This is a genomic window from Streptomyces composti, assembly GCF_012034205.1.
Taxonomy (GTDB): Bacteria; Actinomycetota; Actinomycetes; order Streptomycetales; family Streptomycetaceae; genus Streptomyces; species Streptomyces composti.
This window is the reverse complement of the sequence record NZ_JAATEM010000026.1, coordinates 54,678-73,021: the sequence shown is the minus strand read 5'-3', so window position 1 is coordinate 73,021 and position 18,344 is coordinate 54,678. Positions and strand designations below refer to the sequence as shown.

Below are 18,344 nucleotides of genomic sequence, written 5' to 3'. Positions count from 1 at the left end.
AGACGCGGGGCCCTCGGGGAAGGCCGGGCTTCCCCGCGCATCGGGCAGGGCATAGCGTGGCCGCATGGCACCCATCCCGACACCCTCCGCGGAACCCGACGACAACCCGGACGCCTATGTGGGCCTGGCCGCCGGCCGCGCCGAGGACCTGGCGCGCGAACGCGGCTGGCCGACGGTGCGGTCCCTGCCGCCCGGCGCGATCATCACCATGGAGTACCGGGTGGGCCGGCTGAACTTCGAGGTGAAGGACGGCCGGGTGGCGCGGGCCTGGAAGGGCTGAAGGCCACGCACGGCAGCGGCCCGCACCGGCCCACGGCCTCCTCAGCGGCGCCCGGAAGGGCCGGCCATCCGCACCGAGGCCCCGGTTCCGCGAAGGAGCCGGGGCCTTGCTCGTGCGCAGGTGCGGGATGTCCGGACGGCCGGCTTCAGGGCCGGCCGGCGGGCGAGGTGCCGCGCGGGTGGTGCCGTTCGGGCCCCGGGCGGCGGCTGCCGGCCGGGGTGACCGGGGTGCGCTCCGCGCGCGTGGTGTGCGGTCCCGGCGCCAGATAGGCGGGCGGGCGGCCGCCCGCGCGGCCCGCGCCGACCGGCTCCCGCGCCGGGGCGTCGTCGCGGCCGGACAGCGGCGTGAGCACCACCGGAGCACCGGCGGGCCGGAGCCCGGTGGCCCTGCGGCGGTCGCGCCAGCGGTCCCGCAGCTCCAGGATCCGGGTCTCGGAGCGGGCGATCAGCGGCTCGAACCAGGGCAGCGCCAGCAGGATCAGCAGGCCCGCCGCCCAGCCGAGAAGCACATCGCTCAGCCAGTGCGTACCGAGGTAGACGGTGGCCATGCCCACGCCGAGCGAGGTCACCGCGGACAGCGCCGACAGCCAGCGCCGGGCCCGCGGGGTGGAGGCCAGATAGGCGAGGATCCCCCAGGTCACCACGGCGTTCGCGGTGTGACCGCTGGGAAATATGTCCCCGCCGAGGAACATCTCGTTGGAGCCGATCTCCGTTGCGTAGTGCGGCCCCAGGCGCCCCATGCCGTACTTGGCGGCGCCCACGGTGATGTTGAGCAGCAGCAGGGAGACCCCGAGCGCGAGCAGCGGGCGCAGTGTGTGCTGCCGCCAGGAGCGCCAGCCCAGCCAGGCCGCGACCATCACCGCGGTCGGACCGCGCTGGCCGAGGACCACGTAGTAGTCCACGAAGGCGTGCAGTTCGGACCACTGCTCATAGGGACGGAAGAACATCACCTGCCAGTCCAGCCGGACCAGCCAGGAGGTGTCGAGCACGGCCCACACGATCGCCAGGTAGAAGGCCAGAGTGGCGCCGAAGAGCACCACCCGGTGCCGGCTCATCCGCGGCACGTCGATGTGAGCCGGTCGTTCCGGCTCACGATCCAGCCTCGCGAACACCCGGTCCAGTCGGGTGGGCTTCCGTTCGGTACGCACCCGATCGACGTTACAGCGAGTGAGCGCTGGGCCCCGTCGAATCAGCGGCTTTGTGATGACGATGTGATGTGGCATTCCTCTCAGCTGCGCCTTTGATGCGGGCATTTCTGCAATCGGCGGAGGCCGTGGATTTCAATTCTCCCGATCATTACGGACGGTGAATTGGTTGCGCCTTCTTCCATTGTTCACCAGGGCCTGTCCCGGCATTTCCCGGACGATCGCGGAGGGCCCGAGCGGTCACGGAGGGCCCGAGCCGTTCAGCCAGAAGGCCCCGTACACCGCGGAGATCACCGCGCACGCACCGAGCACCGCCGTCGTGGTACGCCTGCCCCGCTTCGCCAGGGCCATGGCCGGGGGCAGCAGCAGCGGGAAGGCCGGCAGCAGCAGACGCGGCTTGGAGCCGAAGTAGCTCGAGGCGCACAGGGCGAGCGCGGTGACGACTCCGGCGTACACCAGGAGCGGGAGCGGCTGGCGCTGCCGTACGCAGAGCACGTACAGCCACACCACCAGCGCCACCCCGGCGACGAGACCCAGCCCGGCCAGGACCGAAGGGAACGAGGTGAACTTCCCGGCGACGAACCGGGCGAAGGCGTACCCCCCGTCGAACCCGTTCCGCCACCCGGCCTGCACCTTCAGGTAGCCGAAGACGCCGTCTCCGGTCCGCCGCCCCACCCACAGCACATAGCCGGCCACGCCCAGCGGGGCGACAGCCATGCCGAGAAGGAGCCGCAGCCGGTCACGGGGGGCGGCGCGCGCCGGGAGCCGTGCGCCGCCGTCCGGCTCCGTGCTGCGGCCGCGCAGCAGGCAGAGGCTCCCGGCCGCCCAGACGGCCGCCACCACCGCGAGGCCCACCGGGCGGGTCAGGCCGGCCAGCACGGCCAGGGCGCCCGCGGCGAGCCAGCGTCCCGTCAGGACGGCGAACAGGGCCCAGGCGGCCAGCGCGGTGAACAGCGACTCGCTGTAGGCCATCGACTGCACCACGCCCACCGGCAGCACCGCCCACAGCAGGACGGCGCACACCCCCGCCCGGTGGCCGTGCACATGCTCCGCCACCGCGTAGATGCCGCAGGCCGCGGCGAGCGAGGCGAGCAGGCTCACCAGGAAGCCGCCGTCCGCGGACGACAGCGGCGACACCGCCGCCACCAGCCGCTCCAGCCAGGGCAGCAGCGGGAAGAACGCCAGGTTCGAGTGCACGTCCCCGTTCGGCAGCCGCACCTCGTAGCCGTAGCCGAGATCGGCGACCCGGGTGTACCAGAGCGCGTCCCAGCGGGCCGTCAGCAGGGTGTACGCGCTCCTGCCGCGCGCCTCGCTCCACAGCACCAGGACGGCGATGCCGAGGGCCCGGACGGCGGCGTAGCCGAGGAGCGCCGGGGCGGCCCGGCGCAGGAGAGGGGCGGGAGGGGCCGCGGCACGCGGTGCAAGAGCGGTCACCTGCCCGATTATCGACCGGAACGACCGCCGGCCCGCCCGCCGGGGCCTTGTCACCCCCGTGAGTGGTGTACGCCACAGCGATCTCACAGATGTGATGAGAGGCCCACCACTCGACCACGGCTCTCACTCGCGTACGCTGACGTGTCACTCGCCATGTCGTTGCGCGGGCCGGGGACACCGCTCCTTCCCGGCCGAGCCGCGGGGAGTCCCCACCCCGCGGGCCCGCCGACGCGAGGGAACATCTGGGAGGTACGTACATGTCCGGGACGACCACGGCCGCCGGTGGGCTGCGCCGTCGGGCGGCCGGGGCCGGTGCCAACCGCTGGGTGGTGCTCGTCGTCCTCTGCGTCAGCCTGCTGCTGGTCGCCGTCGACGCCACCGTGCTCCACGTGGCGGTCCCCGCCGTCACCGAGGATCTCAGGCCCGGCGCGATCGAGCTGCTCTGGATCGTCGACGCCTATCCGCTGGTGTGCGCCTCGCTGCTGATCCTCTTCGGCACGCTCGGCGACCGGATCGGCCGCAGACGCGTCCTCCTGCTCGGCTACGCCCTCTTCGGCCTCGCCTCCGGCATGGCGGCCTTCGCGGACAACGCCCAGGTCCTCATCGTGGCGCGGGCGCTGCTCGGCGTCGGCGGAGCCATGATCATGCCCGCCACCCTGTCGATCCTCCGCCAGGTCTTCCCCGACCGGCGCGAACGCGCCCTCGCCATCGGCGTGTGGAGCGCGGTCGCCGCGGTGGGCGCCGCCGTGGGGCCGCTGCTCGGCGGCTTCCTGCTGGAGCACTTCTGGTGGGGCTCGGTCTTCCTGGTCAACATCCCGCTGATGCTGGTCAGCCTCCCGGTGGGCCGGATCCTGCTGCCGGAGTCCAGGGGCGACGGCCGGGGGCCGTGGGACGTGGCCGGCGCGCTGATGGCGGCGGCCGGACTGTTCGCGCTGGTCTACGGGGTGAAGCGGCTCGGCAGCGGCGAGCACGTCACCGGCCCGGGCACGGTGCTGCTGCTGCTCGCCGGGGCCGTGCTGCTCGCCGTCTTCGTCCGCCGGCAGCGGCGCCGTGCGCATCCCCTGATCGACCTCAGGACCTTCTCCCGGCCCGCGTTCAGCACCTCGGTGGGCTGCATCGTGCTGGCCATGCTCGCGCTGGTCGGCCTGGAGCTGATCGCCGCCCAGTACCTCCAGCTGGTGCTCGGCCTGTCCCCGCTGGAGACCGGTCTCAGGCTGCTGCCGCTGACCTTCGCGGCGATGGCCGCGGGTCTCGCGGGCGCCAGGATGCTGCGCCGGTTCGGCCCGCGCCGCATGGTCTCGGCCGGCTTCTGCCTGACCGCCGCCGCCGTGGTGGCCCTCACCGCGATGGGCAGCCAGGACGACCCGGCGCTGATGCTGGCCGGCTTCGTGCTGCTCGGCTTCGGGCTGGAGACCACCCTGTTCGGGGCGTACGAGTCGATGCTGAGCGAGGCGCCCCCGGAGCAGGCGGGCGGCGCCGCGGCGATCGGCGAGACCTCCTACCAGCTCGGCGCCGGCATCGGCATCGCGCTCCTCGGCAGCGTCATGAACGCCGCCTACGCCCCCGGCCTCAGCAATGTGCCCGGGGTGCCCGAGCGGGCGTCGGCGTCCGCCTCGCACTCACTGGGTGAGGCCTACGAGGTCGCCGCCCAGCTCGGCGGCCCCGCCGGGACCGCCCTGCGCAACGCCGCCCGCCACTCCTTCGTGCACGGCCTGCATGTGACGCTGCTGGTCAGCGCGGGACTGCTGCTGCTCGGCGCGGCGATGGCGCTGCGGCTGCCGCGCCGGATGCAGTGCGAGCCGCCGGTCCTGGACGTGCCCGCTCCCCGCGAGGCCGCGGAGCCCCGGGTCTCCGAGCTGAAGGTGTGATCCCCCGCCGCGGGGCCGGGCTGGACGCGCGGCGGACCGCGTCGTAACGTCGCCCCGACCGCCTGACTAGCACTGCTAGTCGCACCGTCCCCGGAGGTCCCATGACCGCGAAGTCAGCGAAGTCCGCGAAGCTGCCGCCCTTCGACCCCGCAGACCCGCTCGGCATCGACGATCTGCTGGAGCCGGAGGACCTGGCGATCCGGGACACCGTGCGCGGCTGGGCGACCGACCGGGTGCTGCCGTACATCGCCGACTGGTACGAGAGGGGCGAGCTGCCCGGCATCCGGGAACTGGCGCGCGAGCTGGGCGGGATCGGCGCCCTCGGCATGTCCCTCGACGGCTACGGGTGCGCGGGCGCCAGTGCCGTGCAGTACGGGCTGGCCTGCCTGGAGCTGGAGGCGGCCGACTCCGGGATCCGCTCCCTGGTCTCGGTGCAGGGCTCGCTCGCGATGTACGCCATCCACCGCTACGGCAGCGAGGAGCAGAAGCAGCGGTGGCTGCCGCGGATGGCGTCCGGTGAGGTCATCGGCTGCTTCGGGCTCACCGAACCCGACCACGGCTCGGACCCGGCCTCGATGCGCACCCACGCCAAGCGCGACGGCTCCGACTGGGTCCTCAACGGGCGCAAGATGTGGATCACCAACGGCTCGGTGGCCGGGGTGGCGGTCGTCTGGGCGCAGACCGACGAGGGCATCCGCGGCTTCGCCGTGCCGACCGACGCCCCCGGCTTCTCCGCACCCGAGATCAAGCACAAGTGGTCGCTGCGCGCCTCCGTCACCAGCGAGCTCGTCCTCGACGACGTCCGGCTGCCCGCCGACGCGGTGCTGCCCGAGGTCACCGGGCTGCGCGGCCCGCTGAGCTGTCTGTCGCACGCGCGGTACGGGATCGTCTGGGGGGCCATGGGCGCCGCGCGCAGCTGTTTCGAGGCGGCGGTCGACTACGCCAAGTCGCGGGAGCAGTTCGGGCGGCCCATCGGCGGATTCCAGCTGACCCAGGCCAAACTCGCCGACATGGCGGTCGAACTGCACAAGGGGATTCTGCTCGCCCATCATCTGGGGCGGCGCATGGACGCCGGCCGCCTGCGTCCCGAGCAGGTCAGCTTCGGCAAGCTCAACAACGTCCGCGAGGCCATCGACATCTGCCGCACGGCCCGCACGATCCTCGGTGCCAACGGGATCTCGCTGGAGTACCCCGTGATGCGGCACGCGACGAACCTGGAGTCGGTGCTCACCTACGAGGGCACCGTGGAGATGCACCAGCTGGTGCTGGGCAAGGCGCTCACCGGGATCGACGCGTTCCGGTAGACGGCCGGACCGGGGGAGGAGGCGGGACCGGTGAGCGTCCTGACGCGGTTCTGCCTCAGCTCTGGTTGAAGAAGCCGTCCGCCCGGTGCGCGGCGGGCTCGCCGCTGACCACCTCGGTGTCGGCCGGGCTCAGCAGGAAGACCCGGTTGGACACCCGCTCGATGGAACCGCGCAGACCGAAGATCAGCCCCGCGGCGAAGTCCACCACGCGCTTGGCGTCGGCGGGCTCCATGTTGGTGAGGTTCATGACGACGGGCACACCGTCGCGGAACAGCTCGCCGATCGTGCGGGCGTCCCGGAAGCTGTCCGGGGTGATGGTCCCGATGCGGCGGCCCTTCTCCTCGGCGACGTCCGAGGCCACCTTGACCCGCGGATCGGTGACCCAGGCATCCTCGGACTCGGTCCCGTCGGAGTAGTCGTCGTCGTAGTAGCGCTCGTCTTCGGTGTCGTCGACGAGGCCCAGCCAGGCACTTGCCTTGCGTACCGATCCCATGGACGCCTCCTCTCACAGCGGTCTTGTCTTGCTTTCCGCACCCCTATGGTCGTCCATGATGCGGATGGCGCGCCAAGTGGATAGACGCCGCACGGGGGGTTTGTGACGGTACTGGTGCACGACCGATCCGTCGAGAGTCCGTGTTTCCCAAGGGTCTTGAAGTAAACGGCTGCTGACTGTGAGTGAAATATGATTCTTCGCGGCGTACGGGTGATGGGCGGCGCGTACGGGTGAATCCACGGGAATGAGGAGGCTCGATACGATGCCGCCGCTCAGTTCGTACTACTGCGACGGGGGACCACGTGTTCGGAATGGTCAGGCCCTGCCGGCACCGGCTGGGGGAGCGGTTCACGGCCCAGTGGATGGCGCACCTGTGCGGATTGTGCCTCGCCCTGCGCGGTGAGCACGGTCAGCTCTCCCGCATCGTCACCAACTACGACGGGCTGCTCATCTCGGTCCTGACGGAGGCTCAGGCGGGACGGGCCGAGGCGGGACGGCGCACGGCGGGACCGTGTCCGCTGCGCGGGATGCGCACCGCGTCCGTCGCAGACGGTGAGGGCGCCAGGCTCGCGGCGGCCGTCTCCCTGGTGCTCGCCTCGGCCAAGGTGCGCGACCATGCCGCCGACGGCGACGGGCTGCTGGCGCGCCGGCCGGTCGCGGCCGCGGCCCGCCGGGTCGCCGCGCGCTGGGACCGGGCGGGTGCCCGCACCGGCTCGGACGTCGGCTTCGACACGGCCGTTCTGCTGGAGGCCGTGGACCGCCAGACGGATGTGGAGGCCCTGGCCGGACCCGGCACCTCGATCCTCACGGTCACCGAACCCACCGAGACCGCCACCGCCGCCGCCTTCGCCCACACCGCGGTGCTCGCCGGGCGCCCGCACAACGCCGCGCCGCTCGCCGAGGCGGGGCGCCTCTTCGGACGTCTCGCGCATCTGCTGGACGCCGTGGAGGACCGGGAGGCTGACGCCGCGTCGGGTGCCTGGAACCCGCTCACCGCCACCGGCACCCCGCTCACCGAGGCGCGCCGGCTGGCCGACGACGCCGTGCACGGCATCCGGCTGGCGCTGCGCGAGGTCGACTTCAGCGACCGGGGGCTGGTGCATCTGCTGCTGGTGCACGAGCTCAGGCGCTCGGTGGACCGGGCTTTCGGCACGGTGCCGGTGTGCGCCTCCCATCAGCCGGGTCCGCACGGACAGCACCCGCAGAATCCACACGGGGGCGGCAGCCCCTATGGAAGCGGTCATCCGTACGGCGGTGGCGCGCCGTACGCGGGCGGCAATCCGTACGGCGGCGCGGGTGTGCCCGGTGGCGGTGGCGGCGGTGACTTCGGCGGGTCAGGCGGATCCGGCGGATCCGGCGGATTCGGCGGCGGGGCCGCGCCTCAGCCGCCGCGGCGGCGTGGCTTCTGGGCCGGGTGCGGGATGTTCTGGCTGCTGTGCTGCACCTGCAAGCTGTGCTGCGCCAAGGAGTACGAGGGGCCGTGGTCGCGCAAGAAGCGCGAGGGCTGCTGCCGTGACTGCGATTGCGACTGCTGCGAGTGCTGCGACTGCTGATGCGCTGTGTTCCGGCCATGGAACCCTGCGTGAGCTATGCGGAGGGGCGAATTCCGGACAACCCCCGGTGCGAGGTGTAAGCGCTCGCCCTGCCCTGACATGCGCTGTTCGTGGGTGACTTGGCCCTGGCCAGGGGGCAAGTCGCGCAGATGGTTCAAAGGTTGACGGCCGAAAGGCACCCTTGCGCCGAACGGTCGGTCGGCCGAATACTCGCCGTCAGCGCTTGTCAGGGACACAGCGAGTTCGGAATCCGGACACATTGCGTCCCCGGCTGCGCCTCACGGGCCCGAACCCCACGAGGGCCCCCGACTTCCTTTGTGGAGGAACGAAAAGTGAGGATCAAGCGCACCACCCCCCGCAGCGGCATTTCGAGACGGACCCGGCTGATCGCCGTCTCCACCGGCCTCGTGGCCGCTGCCGCGTTCGCGGTCCCCAGCGCGAATGCGTCCGACACCCCCACCACCTTCAGCGCCTCCGAGCTCAAGAGTGCGAGCAACTCCGTGCTGAAGGCCGACATCCCGGGCACCGCCTGGGCCGTCGACAGCAAGACCAACCGGGTGCTCGTCACCGTCGACAGCACCGTCTCGCAGGCCGAGATCGCCAAGATCAAGCAGCAGGCCGGCGAGAACGCCGACGCGCTGACCATCAAGCGCACCCCCGGCAAGTTCACCAAGCTGATCCAGGGCGGTGACGCCATCTACGCGAGCAGCTGGCGCTGCTCCCTCGGCTTCAACGTCCGGTCCAGCAGCGGCGCCGAGTACTTCCTGACCGCCGGTCACTGCACCGACGGCGCGGGCACCTGGTACTCCAACTCCGGCCGCACCACGGTGCTCGGCACCACCGCGGGCTCCAGTTTCCCGGGCAACGACTACGGCATCGTCCGGTACACCAACTCCTCCGTCAGCAAGCCCGGTACGGCCGGCGGCGTGGACATCGTGCGCGCGGGCACCCCGAGCGTGGGCACCACCGTCATCCGTGACGGCTCCACCACGGGTACGCACAGCGGCCGGGTCACCGCGCTGAACGCGACCGTGAACTACGGCGGCGGCGACATCGTCTACGGGCTCATCCAGACCACGGTCTGCGCCGAGCCCGGCGACTCCGGCGGCCCGCTCTACGGCAGCAACGGCACGGCCTACGGTCTGACCTCCGGCGGCAGCGGCAACTGCACCACCGGTGGCACGACCTTCTTCCAGCCGGTGACGGAGGCCCTGAGCGCCTACGGCGTCAGCGTCTACTGAGGCCTCGGGCACGGACCGCCCCACCGGTCCCGCCCGTTCCGCCGCAACCGGCTCACGGCGAGCCCCCGGCACCCGATCAAGGGTGCCGGGGGCTCGCCCCTTTTGTGTGGCTCGACGGCTTTTGACGGCGTGCCGGGTGTGCGGCCGGGCGCGGAGGTCCGGGGGTGGTGGCCGACGCCCGCGTGACGGTGCGCAGCACTGCTGCGCACCGTTCGGATTCGGACCCCGGCACCGTCGATTTTCAGCCAGGTGTAGATGGCGTGAATCGGACCGCCGGTTACCCGCTCGTAATGTTTGCAGAGTGAACCGGACGCCGGGGTCAAGATGTGTCAGGACATAAGGGGCGTACGGTCGTTGTCGTACGCGCGTCTCGAAGTCGACCTTGTGTGCGCCCTGTGAGATTCGGAAGAGTAGGCGCCGTTCAACCGGTGCGGGCGTGGCCATTTTCTTGCGGGCCGCCCTCGTGACCGTACGCCTTCCGGTTCGTGAGGCCCCCACAGCCTCCCGGGCCGTCCCCCCACAGGAGGACGTGAGTTGAAGCACCGACGCATACCCAAGCGGCGTGCCGCCCTGGCCGGCGGGGCGGTAGTCGCCCTGGTCGCCGGCGCAGTCACCTTCCAGACTGCGAACGCGAGTGAGCCCCCGGCCGAATCCGCGCCCCGCACCCTCTCGGTGACCGCGGCCGGAAAGCTCGCCTCGACGCTGGCCGGCGAACTCGGCTCCGACGCGGCGGGTACGTACTACGACGCCAAGTCCAAGAGCCTCGTGGTGAACGTGGTCGACAAGGCCGCCGCCGAAACCGTCGAGAAGGCCGGAGCCAAGGCGAGAGTCGTCGCGAACTCCCTCGCCGACCTCAAGAGCGCCCGCACCACCCTCCAGCAGGACGCCACCATCCCCGGCACCTCCTGGGCGACCGACCCGGTGACCAACAAGGTCGTCGTCACCGCCGACCGCACGGTCTCCAAGGCCGAGTGGGCGAAGCTCACCGAGGTCGTCGAGAAGCTCGGCGGCAAGGCCGAGCTGCAGCGCACCAAGGGCGAGTTCAAGCCCTTCATCGCGGGCGGCGACGCCATCACCGGCAACGGCGGGCGCTGCTCGCTCGGCTTCAACGTCACCAAGGGCGGCGAGCCGCACTTCCTGACCGCGGGGCACTGCACCGAGGGCATCTCCACCTGGTCGGACTCCTCCGGCAACGTGATCGGCGAGAACGCCGCCTCCAGCTTCCCGGGCGACGACTACGGCCTGGTCAAGTACACCGCCGACGTGGACCACCCGAGCGAGGTGAACCTCTACAACGGCTCCTCGCAGGCCATCTCGGGCGCCGTCGAGGCCACCGTCGGCATGCAGGTCACCCGCAGCGGCTCCACCACCCAGGTCCACTCCGGCACCGTCACGGGCCTGGACGCCACCGTGAACTACGGCAACGGCGACATCGTCAACGGCCTGATCCAGACCGACGTCTGCGCCGAGCCCGGCGACAGCGGCGGCTCGCTCTTCTCGGGCGACAAGGCGGTCGGCCTCACCTCCGGCGGCAGCGGCGACTGCACCTCCGGCGGCACGACCTTCTTCCAGCCGGTGACGGAGGCCCTGTCGGCCACCGGCACCCAGATCGGCTGACGCGACACCCGCACCACGCACAGAAGTCCCGCTCCTGGCGCCAGGGGCGGGACTTCTCGCGTGTGTGCCGGCGCGGAGCGGCCGGTGGCCGGCCCCGCGCGGTGGCCGCCGGTGACGGGTGGGACGCGGGCGTTCAGCCGGTTTGTGCCCGGTCGTCCTCCTTCGCGCGCAGGCGCGCCATCAGCAGCGTCACCGCGATGCCCGCCAGCGCCCACGCCGAGAGCACCAGCAGCGAGACGGTGATGCCGTGGCCGTCGAAGTACACGATGGAGCGCGCCGCCCAGGTCCCCGCGCCCGGCGGCAGCGCCGGGCCGATCGCCGCCCAGAACGGCGGGAGCAGCGGGGGCGGCAGCGCGCCGCCGGCGCTCGGGTTGCCCAGGATCACCACCAGCAGGATGGCGAGTCCGATGCCGACGGTGCCGAAGATCCCCTGCAGGGCGAGGGTGGCCGCGCCGACCGCGAAGGTGATCAGCGCGCCCAGCCCCCACAGGGCCGCGACGTTCCCCGGCAGGGCGCCCAGGACCGGGCCGACGATCACGGCACCGCCGAGCCCGCCGACCAGGGCGACCGCCGCCATGGTGGCGAGCCGGATCAGGGCGCGCCGGGGCGTGGCCGCCCGGGCGCCCGAGCTGATGGCGAGGATCGACGCGCACAGGTAGCCGCCCACGCACCAGCCGACCACCAGGTAGAAGGACGACAGTCCGCTCGCGTCCCGGCCGGCCGCCGGGACGACGTCGACCACCCGCAGCGACCGCTGCTCCGACTTCTCCAGCGCGCCGACCAGCCGCTCCAGCGAGGTGGCGAGCGCGGCCCCGCCGCCGGTGGCGACCAGCAGGGTGTCGGTGGTGCCCGCCGGGTCGAGGATCAGTGCGCCGTCGAGGTCGCGGTCCTGGATCTGCCGCCGGGCGGTGGACGCGTCGGGCACCGTGCGGGCGTCCAGGGGTGAGCCGGGCAGCTGCTCCAGCCGGGTCACCGCCTGCTCGGCCGCGGCCCCGGGTGCGACGACCCCGAAGGAGGCGTTGCGCAGCTCGGGGTGGTGCAGGGCTCCGACGTAGGAGGTGATGAACAGCAGCTGCAGCGCGATCACGCCGGCGACGAGCAGTGTGGCGTGCGGGGTGACGGCGTCCTTCAGCTCGCCGAGGAACGACCTCCTCTTCGTGCCGGGACCGATGCTCTGCGTCATGCCTCAACGGTGCGAGTGGTGGGGTGTTTGCGCAGGTGGGACGGGGCCGAACGGATGTCGCACACGTATTCGATAATTGGTCTATGGTGGGGGTGAGGCAGTTGGGAACATTTGTTCGAGAGTCGGTCGTGGCTCACGAGTGCGGGAGGTGCGTGTGCCGGGTTTCACGCATCTGCACACCGTCTCCGGGTTCTCCCTGCGCTACGGCGCCTCCCACCCGGAACGGCTGGCCGAGCGCGCCGGCGAACGGGGCATGGACGCCCTCGTCCTCACCGACCGCGACAGCCTCGCCGGGTCCGTCCGTTTCGCCAAGGCCTGCGCCGCGGCCGGCGTCCGCCCCCTGTTCGGCGCGGAGCTGGCGGTGGCTCCGCCCGCGGCGCAGGGTGACGGGTCCGTCCGCAGGGAGCGGCGCCGCACCCCGGTGCGCGGCGGTGCCTTCATCGACGAATCGACGCCCCGGGTCACCTTCCTCGCCCGGGACGGCGCCCGCGGCTGGGCCGATCTGTGCCGGCTGGTCTCCGCCGCCCACACCGCCGAGGGCCTGCCGCGGCTGTCCTGGGAGGACAACCACGCCGACGGCCTGACCGTGCTGCTCGGCCCCGACTCCGACGTCGGCCGCGCGCTCGCGGCCGGCCGCCCCGACCGCGCCGCCCGGCTGCTCGCCCCCTGGCGGGAGGTCTACGGCGACGCCCTGCGCCTGGAGGCCGTCTGGCACGGCCGCACCGGCACCGGTCCCGGCTCCCTGCGCCTGGCCGCCCGCACCCTCGGCTTCGCCGCCGAGCAGCGCGTCCGCCCCGTGCTCAGCAACGCCGTCCGCTACGCCGACCCCGGCCTCGGCCCGGTCGCCGACGTCCTGGACGCCGCCCGCCGGCTGGTCCCCATCGACCCCGCCCAGGGACTCGACCCGGGCGAGGCCTGGCTCAAGGGCCCGGACGAGATGGCGAGGATCGCCGAGCGGGTCGTGGAGGCCGCGGGCTTCAGCCGGGAGGCGGCGCACCGGCTGCTCGAGCAGACGCAGGCCACGGCCGCCGAGTGCCTGGTCGGCCCCGAGGACGACCTCGGCATGGGCAGCGTCCACTTCCCCGAACCGCACCTCGTCGGGGCCGGCCGGCGCACCGCCCAGCGGGCGCTGGCCTCCCGGGCGGCGGCGGGCATGGTGCTGCGCGGCTACGCCGGGCGCCGCGAGTACTGGGAGCGGATGCACCACGAGCTGGACATCATCGCCCACCACGGCTTCGCCTCGTACTTCCTGACCGTCGCCCAAGTGGTCGACGACGTGCGGGACATGGGCATCCGGGTGGCCGCCCGGGGCTCCGGCGCGGGCTCGCTCGTCAACCACCTGCTGGGCATCGCGCACGCCGACCCGGTCGAGCACGGGCTGCTGATGGAGCGCTTCCTGTCCAAGGAGCGGGTGGTGCTGCCCGACATCGACATCGACGTGGAGTCCGCCCGCCGCCTGGAGGTGTACCGCGCGATCATCGACCGGTTCGGGGCGGAGCGGGTCGCCGCGGTCGCGATGCCGGAGACCTACCGCGTGCGCCACGCCATCCGCGACGTCGGCGCCGCGCTGTCCATGGACCCGGCCGAGATCGACCGCGTCGCCAAGTCCTTCCCGCACATCCGCGCCCGCGACGCCCGCGCGGCGCTCCAGGAACTGCCCGAACTGCGGCAGCTGGCGGGGGAGCAGGAGAAGTACGGGCGGCTGTGGGAACTGGTCGAGGCGCTGGACGCGCTCCCTCGAGGGATCGCCATGCACCCCTGCGGGGTGCTGCTCTCCGACGCCTCCCTGCTCGGCCGGACGCCGGTCATGCCGACCAGCGGCGAGGGCTTCCCCATGGCGCAGTTCGACAAGGACGACGTGGAGGACCTCGGGCTGCTCAAGCTCGATGTGCTGGGTGTGCGGATGCAGTCGGCGATGGCGCACGCGGTCGCCGAGGTGGAGCGGGCGACGGGGGAGCGGATCGACCTGGACGCGGTGCCCGAGGGCGACCCGGCGACGTACGCGCTCATCCGGTCCACCGAGACGCTCGGCTGCTTCCAGATCGAGTCGCCGGGCCAGCGGGACCTGGTGGGGCGGCTCCAGCCGGCCACCTTCCACGACCTCGTGGTGGACATCTCCCTGTTCCGTCCGGGGCCGGTCGCCGCCGACATGGTGCGGCCGTTCATCGAGGCGCGGCACGGGCGGGCGCCGGTGCGCTGTCCGCACCCCGACCTCGAGGAGCCGCTGAAGGGGACGTACGGGGTGGTGGTCTTCCACGAGCAGGTCATCGACATCGTCTCGATCATGACCGGCTGCGGGCGCGGCGAGGCGGACCGGGTGCGGCGCGGGCTGTCCGACCCGGAGTCGCAGGGGCGCATCAAGGTGTGGTTCGCCCAGCACGCGGCGGACCGGGGCTACGACGCGGAAACGATCCAGCGGACCTGGGAGATCGTCGAGGCCTTCGGCTCGTACGGCTTCTGCAAGGCGCACGCCGTCGCCTTCGCCGTGCCGACGTACCAGTCGGCGTGGCTGAAGGCCCACCACCCGGCCGCCTTCTACGCCGGGCTGCTCACCCACGACCCCGGGATGTACCCGAAGCGGCTGCTGCTGGCGGACGCGCGGCGGCGCGGGGTGCCGATCCTGCCACTGGACGTGAACAAGTCGGGAGTCGCACACCGGATCGAACTGGTGTCTGAATCGGGTGGGGTGGGCGCGAAGGCGTGGGGCCTGCGGCTGGCGCTCTCCGACGTGCACGGCATCAGCGAGGCCGAGGCGGAGCGGATCGCCGAGGGGCAGCCGTACGCCTCCCTCCTCGACTTCTGGGAACGGGCCCGGCCCAGCAGGCCCGTCGCGCAGCGGCTGGCCCAGGTCGGCGCGCTGGACGCGTTCGGCGCCAACCGGCGCGATCTGCAGCTGCATCTGACCGAGCTGCACCGGGGCGCGCGCGGCGGACGCGGCGACCAGCTCCCCCTGGCCGGCGGACGGAAGACCGCGCCGGCCGGACTGCCCGACCTCACCTCGGCGGAGCGGCTCAGCGCCGAGCTGGGCGTGCTGTCCATGGACGCCTCGCGCAATCTGATGGACGACCACCGGGAGTTCCTGGCCGAGCTGGGCGTGGTCTCCGCGCGGCGGCTGCGCGAGGCCAGACACGGGGAGACGGTGCTGGTCGCGGGCGCCAAGGCGGCCACCCAGACACCGCCCATCCGCTCCGGCAAGCGGGTCATCTTCTCCACCCTGGACGACGGCACGGGCCTGGTCGACCTCGCCTTCTTCGACGACTCCCACGACGCCTGCGCCCACACCGTCTTCCACTCCTGGCTGCTGCTGGTGCGCGGGGTGGTGCAGCGCCGCGGGCCGCGCAGCCTCAGCGTGGTCGGCTCGGCGGCCTGGAACCTCGCCGAGCTGCTGGAGGTGCGGCGGGCGGAGGGGCTGGAGGGGGTCGCGGCACGGCTGGCTGCGCCCGGCGGGACCGGCGCCGGGGACACCGGGAGCGACGGCGCCGCCCGCAGGCGGCTCGCCGGCTCGGACGGGCGGCCCGCGCCGGCCGGTTCCGCGGCCCGGGACCCGATGGAGGCCAGGGAGGACAAGGAGAGCGGGGAGAGCGGCGAGAGCAGGGAGAACAGGGAGAACAGGAGGATCCGGATGCCCACGGGGTACGAGATGCACCCCTGGGCCGATCTGCGCCCCGCGGGCGAGGGGCCCGCGGTGGGAAGGAAGTTGTGGCACCAGAGTCCGGGGAGTGCGGGATGACCATCCTCTGCGTACGTTTCCAGCTGCCGTCGGCGCACGAGGCGGCCCTGCCGGGGCTGCTCGGGCTGCTGGAGGAGTTCACCCCTGTCGTCCAGGCCCTGCCGCCGGACGGAGCGCTGGCCGATCTGCACGGTGCCGAGCGGTACTTCGGGCGCACCGCGCTCGAACTGGCCTCGGTGATCCGGGTCCGCGCCCTCGCGCTGCACGGGGTCGACTGCGTGATCGGCGCCGGGCCGGGACCGATGCTGGCCAGGATGGCGCTGCGGGACGCCCGGCCCGGAGTGACCGGCGTGGTGCCCGAGGACGCCGTCGCGGAGTACCTCGCCGGCAAGCCCGTGGCCGCCCTGCCCGGGGTCGGCACCAGGACCGCCCGCACCCTGTGCGAGTACGGCCTCGACACCCTCGGCCTGGTCGCCGGAGCACCGCTGTCCACGCTGCAGCGGCTGCTGGGCGCGCGCGCCGGCCGTGAACTGCGGGAGAAGGCACAGGGCATCGACCGCGGCCGGGTCGTCCCGAACGCCGTCTCCCGGTCACTGGCCACCGAACGCCCCTTCGGCCGCGACGAGCTGAGCCCCGAGCGGCACCGCCGCGCCCTGCTGTCGGCCGCCGAGGAACTGGGCGCCCGGCTGCGCGCCGTGGACAAGGTCTGCCGCGCCCTCACCCTCACCGTGCGCTACGCCGACCGGTCGGCGACCACCCGCACCCGCACGCTGGAGGAGCCGACGGCGCACTCGGCGGCGCTGACCCGGGCCGCCTACGCCCTCTACGAGGCGCTCGGGCTGCAGCGCGCCCGGGTCCGCGCGATGGCCTTGCGCGTGGAAGGGCTCGACCCCGCCGAACAGGCCGCCCGTCAGCTCACCTTCGACCCGGTGGACGAGAAGGTGCGCCGCCTGGAGGAGGTCGCCGACCGCGCGCGGGCCAGGTTCGGGCCCCGGGCCGTGATGCCGGGCTCGCTGGCGGCGTAGTGCCCGGGTGCGTGGCTCGGGGCGACGGGCCTCGGGGCGGCGGCGTTCAGCGAGCCCAGGACGGCGCGATCCGCGTCCCGTCCGCCGGCTCCGCCTCCGGGCCCACCGAGGGACGGGGTGACGGTCGCCGAGCCGGCCGCGCATCGGGGGTGACCGAGCAGGCCGCCGGTCACCCCCGCCGAGGAGATGGTGGGCCGGGGGTGCGCCGAGCGGCGGCCGCATCCGGTGGATGCGCGGGCCCGGCCGGTGGTGCCGGCCGAGCCGGGGCGGGCGTGCACCCGGGCGGCCGAGGAGGCGGCCACCGAGGCGGTGCGGGGGTGGAGCACGGTGCCGGGCGAGGGTGAACTGCGGCTGCTGTGGGAGCGTTTGGCGCGGATCGCGCCCGACGGGCCCGTCCGGCCTGGTCGGTGATGTGCTGTCGGGTTCGATCCGCTGTCGGTTATCACTGGAAGTTTTTACCGACGCGTAACTTCCCACCGGAGCTACTCGCCCGTAACTTGACGAGTGAACAGCATCTTCGTGATCCGGATCACAAGGCGCAAGGACCCCACCCTTCGCAAGGAGATCACGCGATGCTGCCCTGGAAACGTGTTCTCAGACCACTCGCCGCCCTGATCCTCGCCGCCGCGGCCGTCACCGTTCCCACCGCCACCAGCGCCCAGGCCGCCGAGGCCGCACCCAGCCGCGGCTGGAACGACTACCGCTGCAAGCCCTCCGCCGCCCACCCCCGGCCCGTCGTCCTGGTGCACGGCACCTTCGGCAACTCCGTCGACAACTGGCTCGGCCTCGCGCCCTACCTCAAGCACCGCGGCTACTGCGTCTTCTCCCTCGACTACGGGCAGCTCCCCGGAGTCCCCTTCTTCCACGGCCTCGGCCCCATCGAGAAGTCCGCGGAGCAGCTCGACGCGTTCGTCGACAAGGTGCTCGCCGCCACCGGCGCCGACGAGGTGGACATCGTCGGCCACTCGCAGGGCGGCATGATGCCCCGCTACTACCTCAAGTTCCTCGGCGGCGCCGCCGAGGTGAACGCCCTCGTGGGCATCGCGCCCAACAACCACGGCACCACCCTGCTGGGGCTCGCCAAGCTGCTGCCGTACTTCCCGGGCGCCGGGGACCTGCTGAGCACCGCCACCCCCGCACTCGCCCAGCAGATCGCCGGCTCCGACTTCCTCACCAAGCTCAACGCGGGCGGCGACACCGTCCCCGGCGTGAGCTACACCGTCCTCGTCACCCGGTACGACGAGGTGCTCACCCCGTACCGCAACCAGTTCCTCAGCGGTCCGAACGTGCGCAACGTCCTGCTGCAGGACCTGTGTCCGCTCGATCTGTCCGAGCACGTGGCCATCGGCCTGATCGACCGCATCGCCTTCCACGAGGTGGCCAACGCCCTCGATCCGGCCCACGCGAAGAGAACGACCTGTGCCTCGGTCCTCGGCTGACACGTGTAGGTGACCGCTGACACGTGAGACTGACACGTGTCAGAGTGCGGAACGCGTACGGGGGCCTGTCCGGCCTGAGCCGCCGGACAGGCC

At 72.8% G+C, this 18,344-nt stretch carries 13 protein-coding genes and 1 pseudogene; 10 read left to right on the top strand and 4 right to left on the bottom strand.

Features of this window, described 5'->3' with window-relative positions:
* Nucleotides 1–64: 64 nt before the first annotated feature.
* Nucleotides 65–280 (top strand): I78 family peptidase inhibitor, encoded by a 216-nt coding sequence (locus HCJ93_RS21360; RefSeq protein WP_167997383.1) that lies wholly within the window; start codon nucleotides 65–67, stop codon nucleotides 278–280.
* A gap of 145 nt (nucleotides 281–425) precedes the next feature.
* Here HCJ93_RS21360 and HCJ93_RS21355 read toward each other — a convergent pair whose 3' ends face one another.
* Together HCJ93_RS21355 and HCJ93_RS21350 are read right to left on the bottom strand one after the other, a co-directional pair.
* A complete protein-coding gene (locus tag HCJ93_RS21355; RefSeq protein ID WP_167997382.1) occupies nucleotides 426–1,427 on the bottom strand; it encodes a phosphatase PAP2 family protein in 1,002 nt (333 codons plus the stop codon).
* A 237-nt stretch (nucleotides 1,428–1,664) separates the two neighbouring features.
* The gene (locus HCJ93_RS21350; protein ID WP_309141467.1) at nucleotides 1,665–2,858 is read right to left on the bottom strand and encodes a glycosyltransferase family 39 protein; all 1,194 of its coding nucleotides are present in this window, start codon (nucleotides 2,856–2,858) and stop codon (nucleotides 1,665–1,667) included.
* A 257-nt stretch (nucleotides 2,859–3,115) separates the two neighbouring features.
* Between HCJ93_RS21350 and HCJ93_RS21345 the strand changes: the two genes are divergently transcribed.
* Together HCJ93_RS21345 and HCJ93_RS21340 are read left to right on the top strand one after the other, a co-directional pair.
* Nucleotides 3,116–4,726 carry an MFS transporter gene (locus HCJ93_RS21345; RefSeq protein WP_167997381.1) on the top strand — a complete coding sequence of 537 codons (1,611 nt, stop codon included), beginning with the start codon at nucleotides 3,116–3,118 and terminating at the stop codon, nucleotides 4,724–4,726.
* A 101-nt stretch (nucleotides 4,727–4,827) separates the two neighbouring features.
* Entirely contained in the window at nucleotides 4,828–6,030 is a 1,203-nt protein-coding gene (locus tag HCJ93_RS21340) for an acyl-CoA dehydrogenase family protein (protein ID WP_167997380.1), read from the top strand.
* Between the two features lie 55 nt (nucleotides 6,031–6,085).
* On the opposite strand, the gene HCJ93_RS21335 is transcribed toward HCJ93_RS21340, so the two are convergent.
* The gene (locus tag HCJ93_RS21335; protein ID WP_167997379.1) at nucleotides 6,086–6,523 is read right to left on the bottom strand and encodes a cell division protein SepF; all 438 of its coding nucleotides are present in this window, start codon (nucleotides 6,521–6,523) and stop codon (nucleotides 6,086–6,088) included.
* 302 nt (nucleotides 6,524–6,825) lie between these two features.
* Between HCJ93_RS21335 and HCJ93_RS21330 the strand changes: the two genes are divergently transcribed.
* The 3 genes from HCJ93_RS21330 (at nucleotide 6,826) to HCJ93_RS21320 (ending at nucleotide 10,934) form a co-directional block, all read left to right on the top strand.
* Complete coding sequence (locus HCJ93_RS21330) at nucleotides 6,826–8,076, top strand: DUF5685 family protein (protein WP_309141466.1); 1,251 nt, start codon at nucleotides 6,826–6,828, stop codon at nucleotides 8,074–8,076.
* Between the two features lie 332 nt (nucleotides 8,077–8,408).
* Nucleotides 8,409–9,317, top strand: coding sequence for a S1 family peptidase (locus HCJ93_RS21325; protein ID WP_167997378.1), 909 nt, complete (start codon nucleotides 8,409–8,411; stop codon nucleotides 9,315–9,317).
* A 534-nt stretch (nucleotides 9,318–9,851) separates the two neighbouring features.
* The gene (locus HCJ93_RS21320) at nucleotides 9,852–10,934 is read left to right on the top strand and encodes a S1 family peptidase (RefSeq protein ID WP_167997377.1); all 1,083 of its coding nucleotides are present in this window, start codon (nucleotides 9,852–9,854) and stop codon (nucleotides 10,932–10,934) included.
* 133 nt (nucleotides 10,935–11,067) lie between these two features.
* Here HCJ93_RS21320 and HCJ93_RS21315 read toward each other — a convergent pair whose 3' ends face one another.
* The gene (locus HCJ93_RS21315) at nucleotides 11,068–12,117 is read right to left on the bottom strand and encodes a DUF3533 domain-containing protein (protein ID WP_167997376.1); all 1,050 of its coding nucleotides are present in this window, start codon (nucleotides 12,115–12,117) and stop codon (nucleotides 11,068–11,070) included.
* Nucleotides 12,118–12,271: 154 nt separating this feature from the next.
* Between HCJ93_RS21315 and HCJ93_RS21310 the strand changes: the two genes are divergently transcribed.
* From HCJ93_RS21310 to HCJ93_RS21295, 4 genes and pseudogenes are all read left to right on the top strand, one after another.
* Nucleotides 12,272–15,847, top strand: coding sequence for a DNA polymerase III subunit alpha (locus tag HCJ93_RS21310; protein WP_167997375.1), 3,576 nt, complete (start codon nucleotides 12,272–12,274; stop codon nucleotides 15,845–15,847).
* Nucleotides 15,844–16,812 carry a DNA polymerase Y family protein gene (locus tag HCJ93_RS21305; protein ID WP_167997374.1) on the top strand — a complete coding sequence of 323 codons (969 nt, stop codon included), beginning with the start codon at nucleotides 15,844–15,846 and terminating at the stop codon, nucleotides 16,810–16,812. The genes HCJ93_RS21310 and HCJ93_RS21305 overlap by 4 nt, the downstream gene beginning before the upstream one ends.
* Before the next feature lie 111 nt (nucleotides 16,813–16,923).
* Nucleotides 16,924–17,223 (top strand): annotated as a pseudogene (locus HCJ93_RS21300) (winged helix DNA-binding protein); the annotation flags it as partial.
* Between the two features lie 161 nt (nucleotides 17,224–17,384).
* A complete protein-coding gene (locus HCJ93_RS21295) occupies nucleotides 17,385–18,251 on the top strand; it encodes an esterase/lipase family protein (protein WP_167997372.1) in 867 nt (288 codons plus the stop codon).
* Nucleotides 18,252–18,344 lie beyond the last annotated feature (93 nt).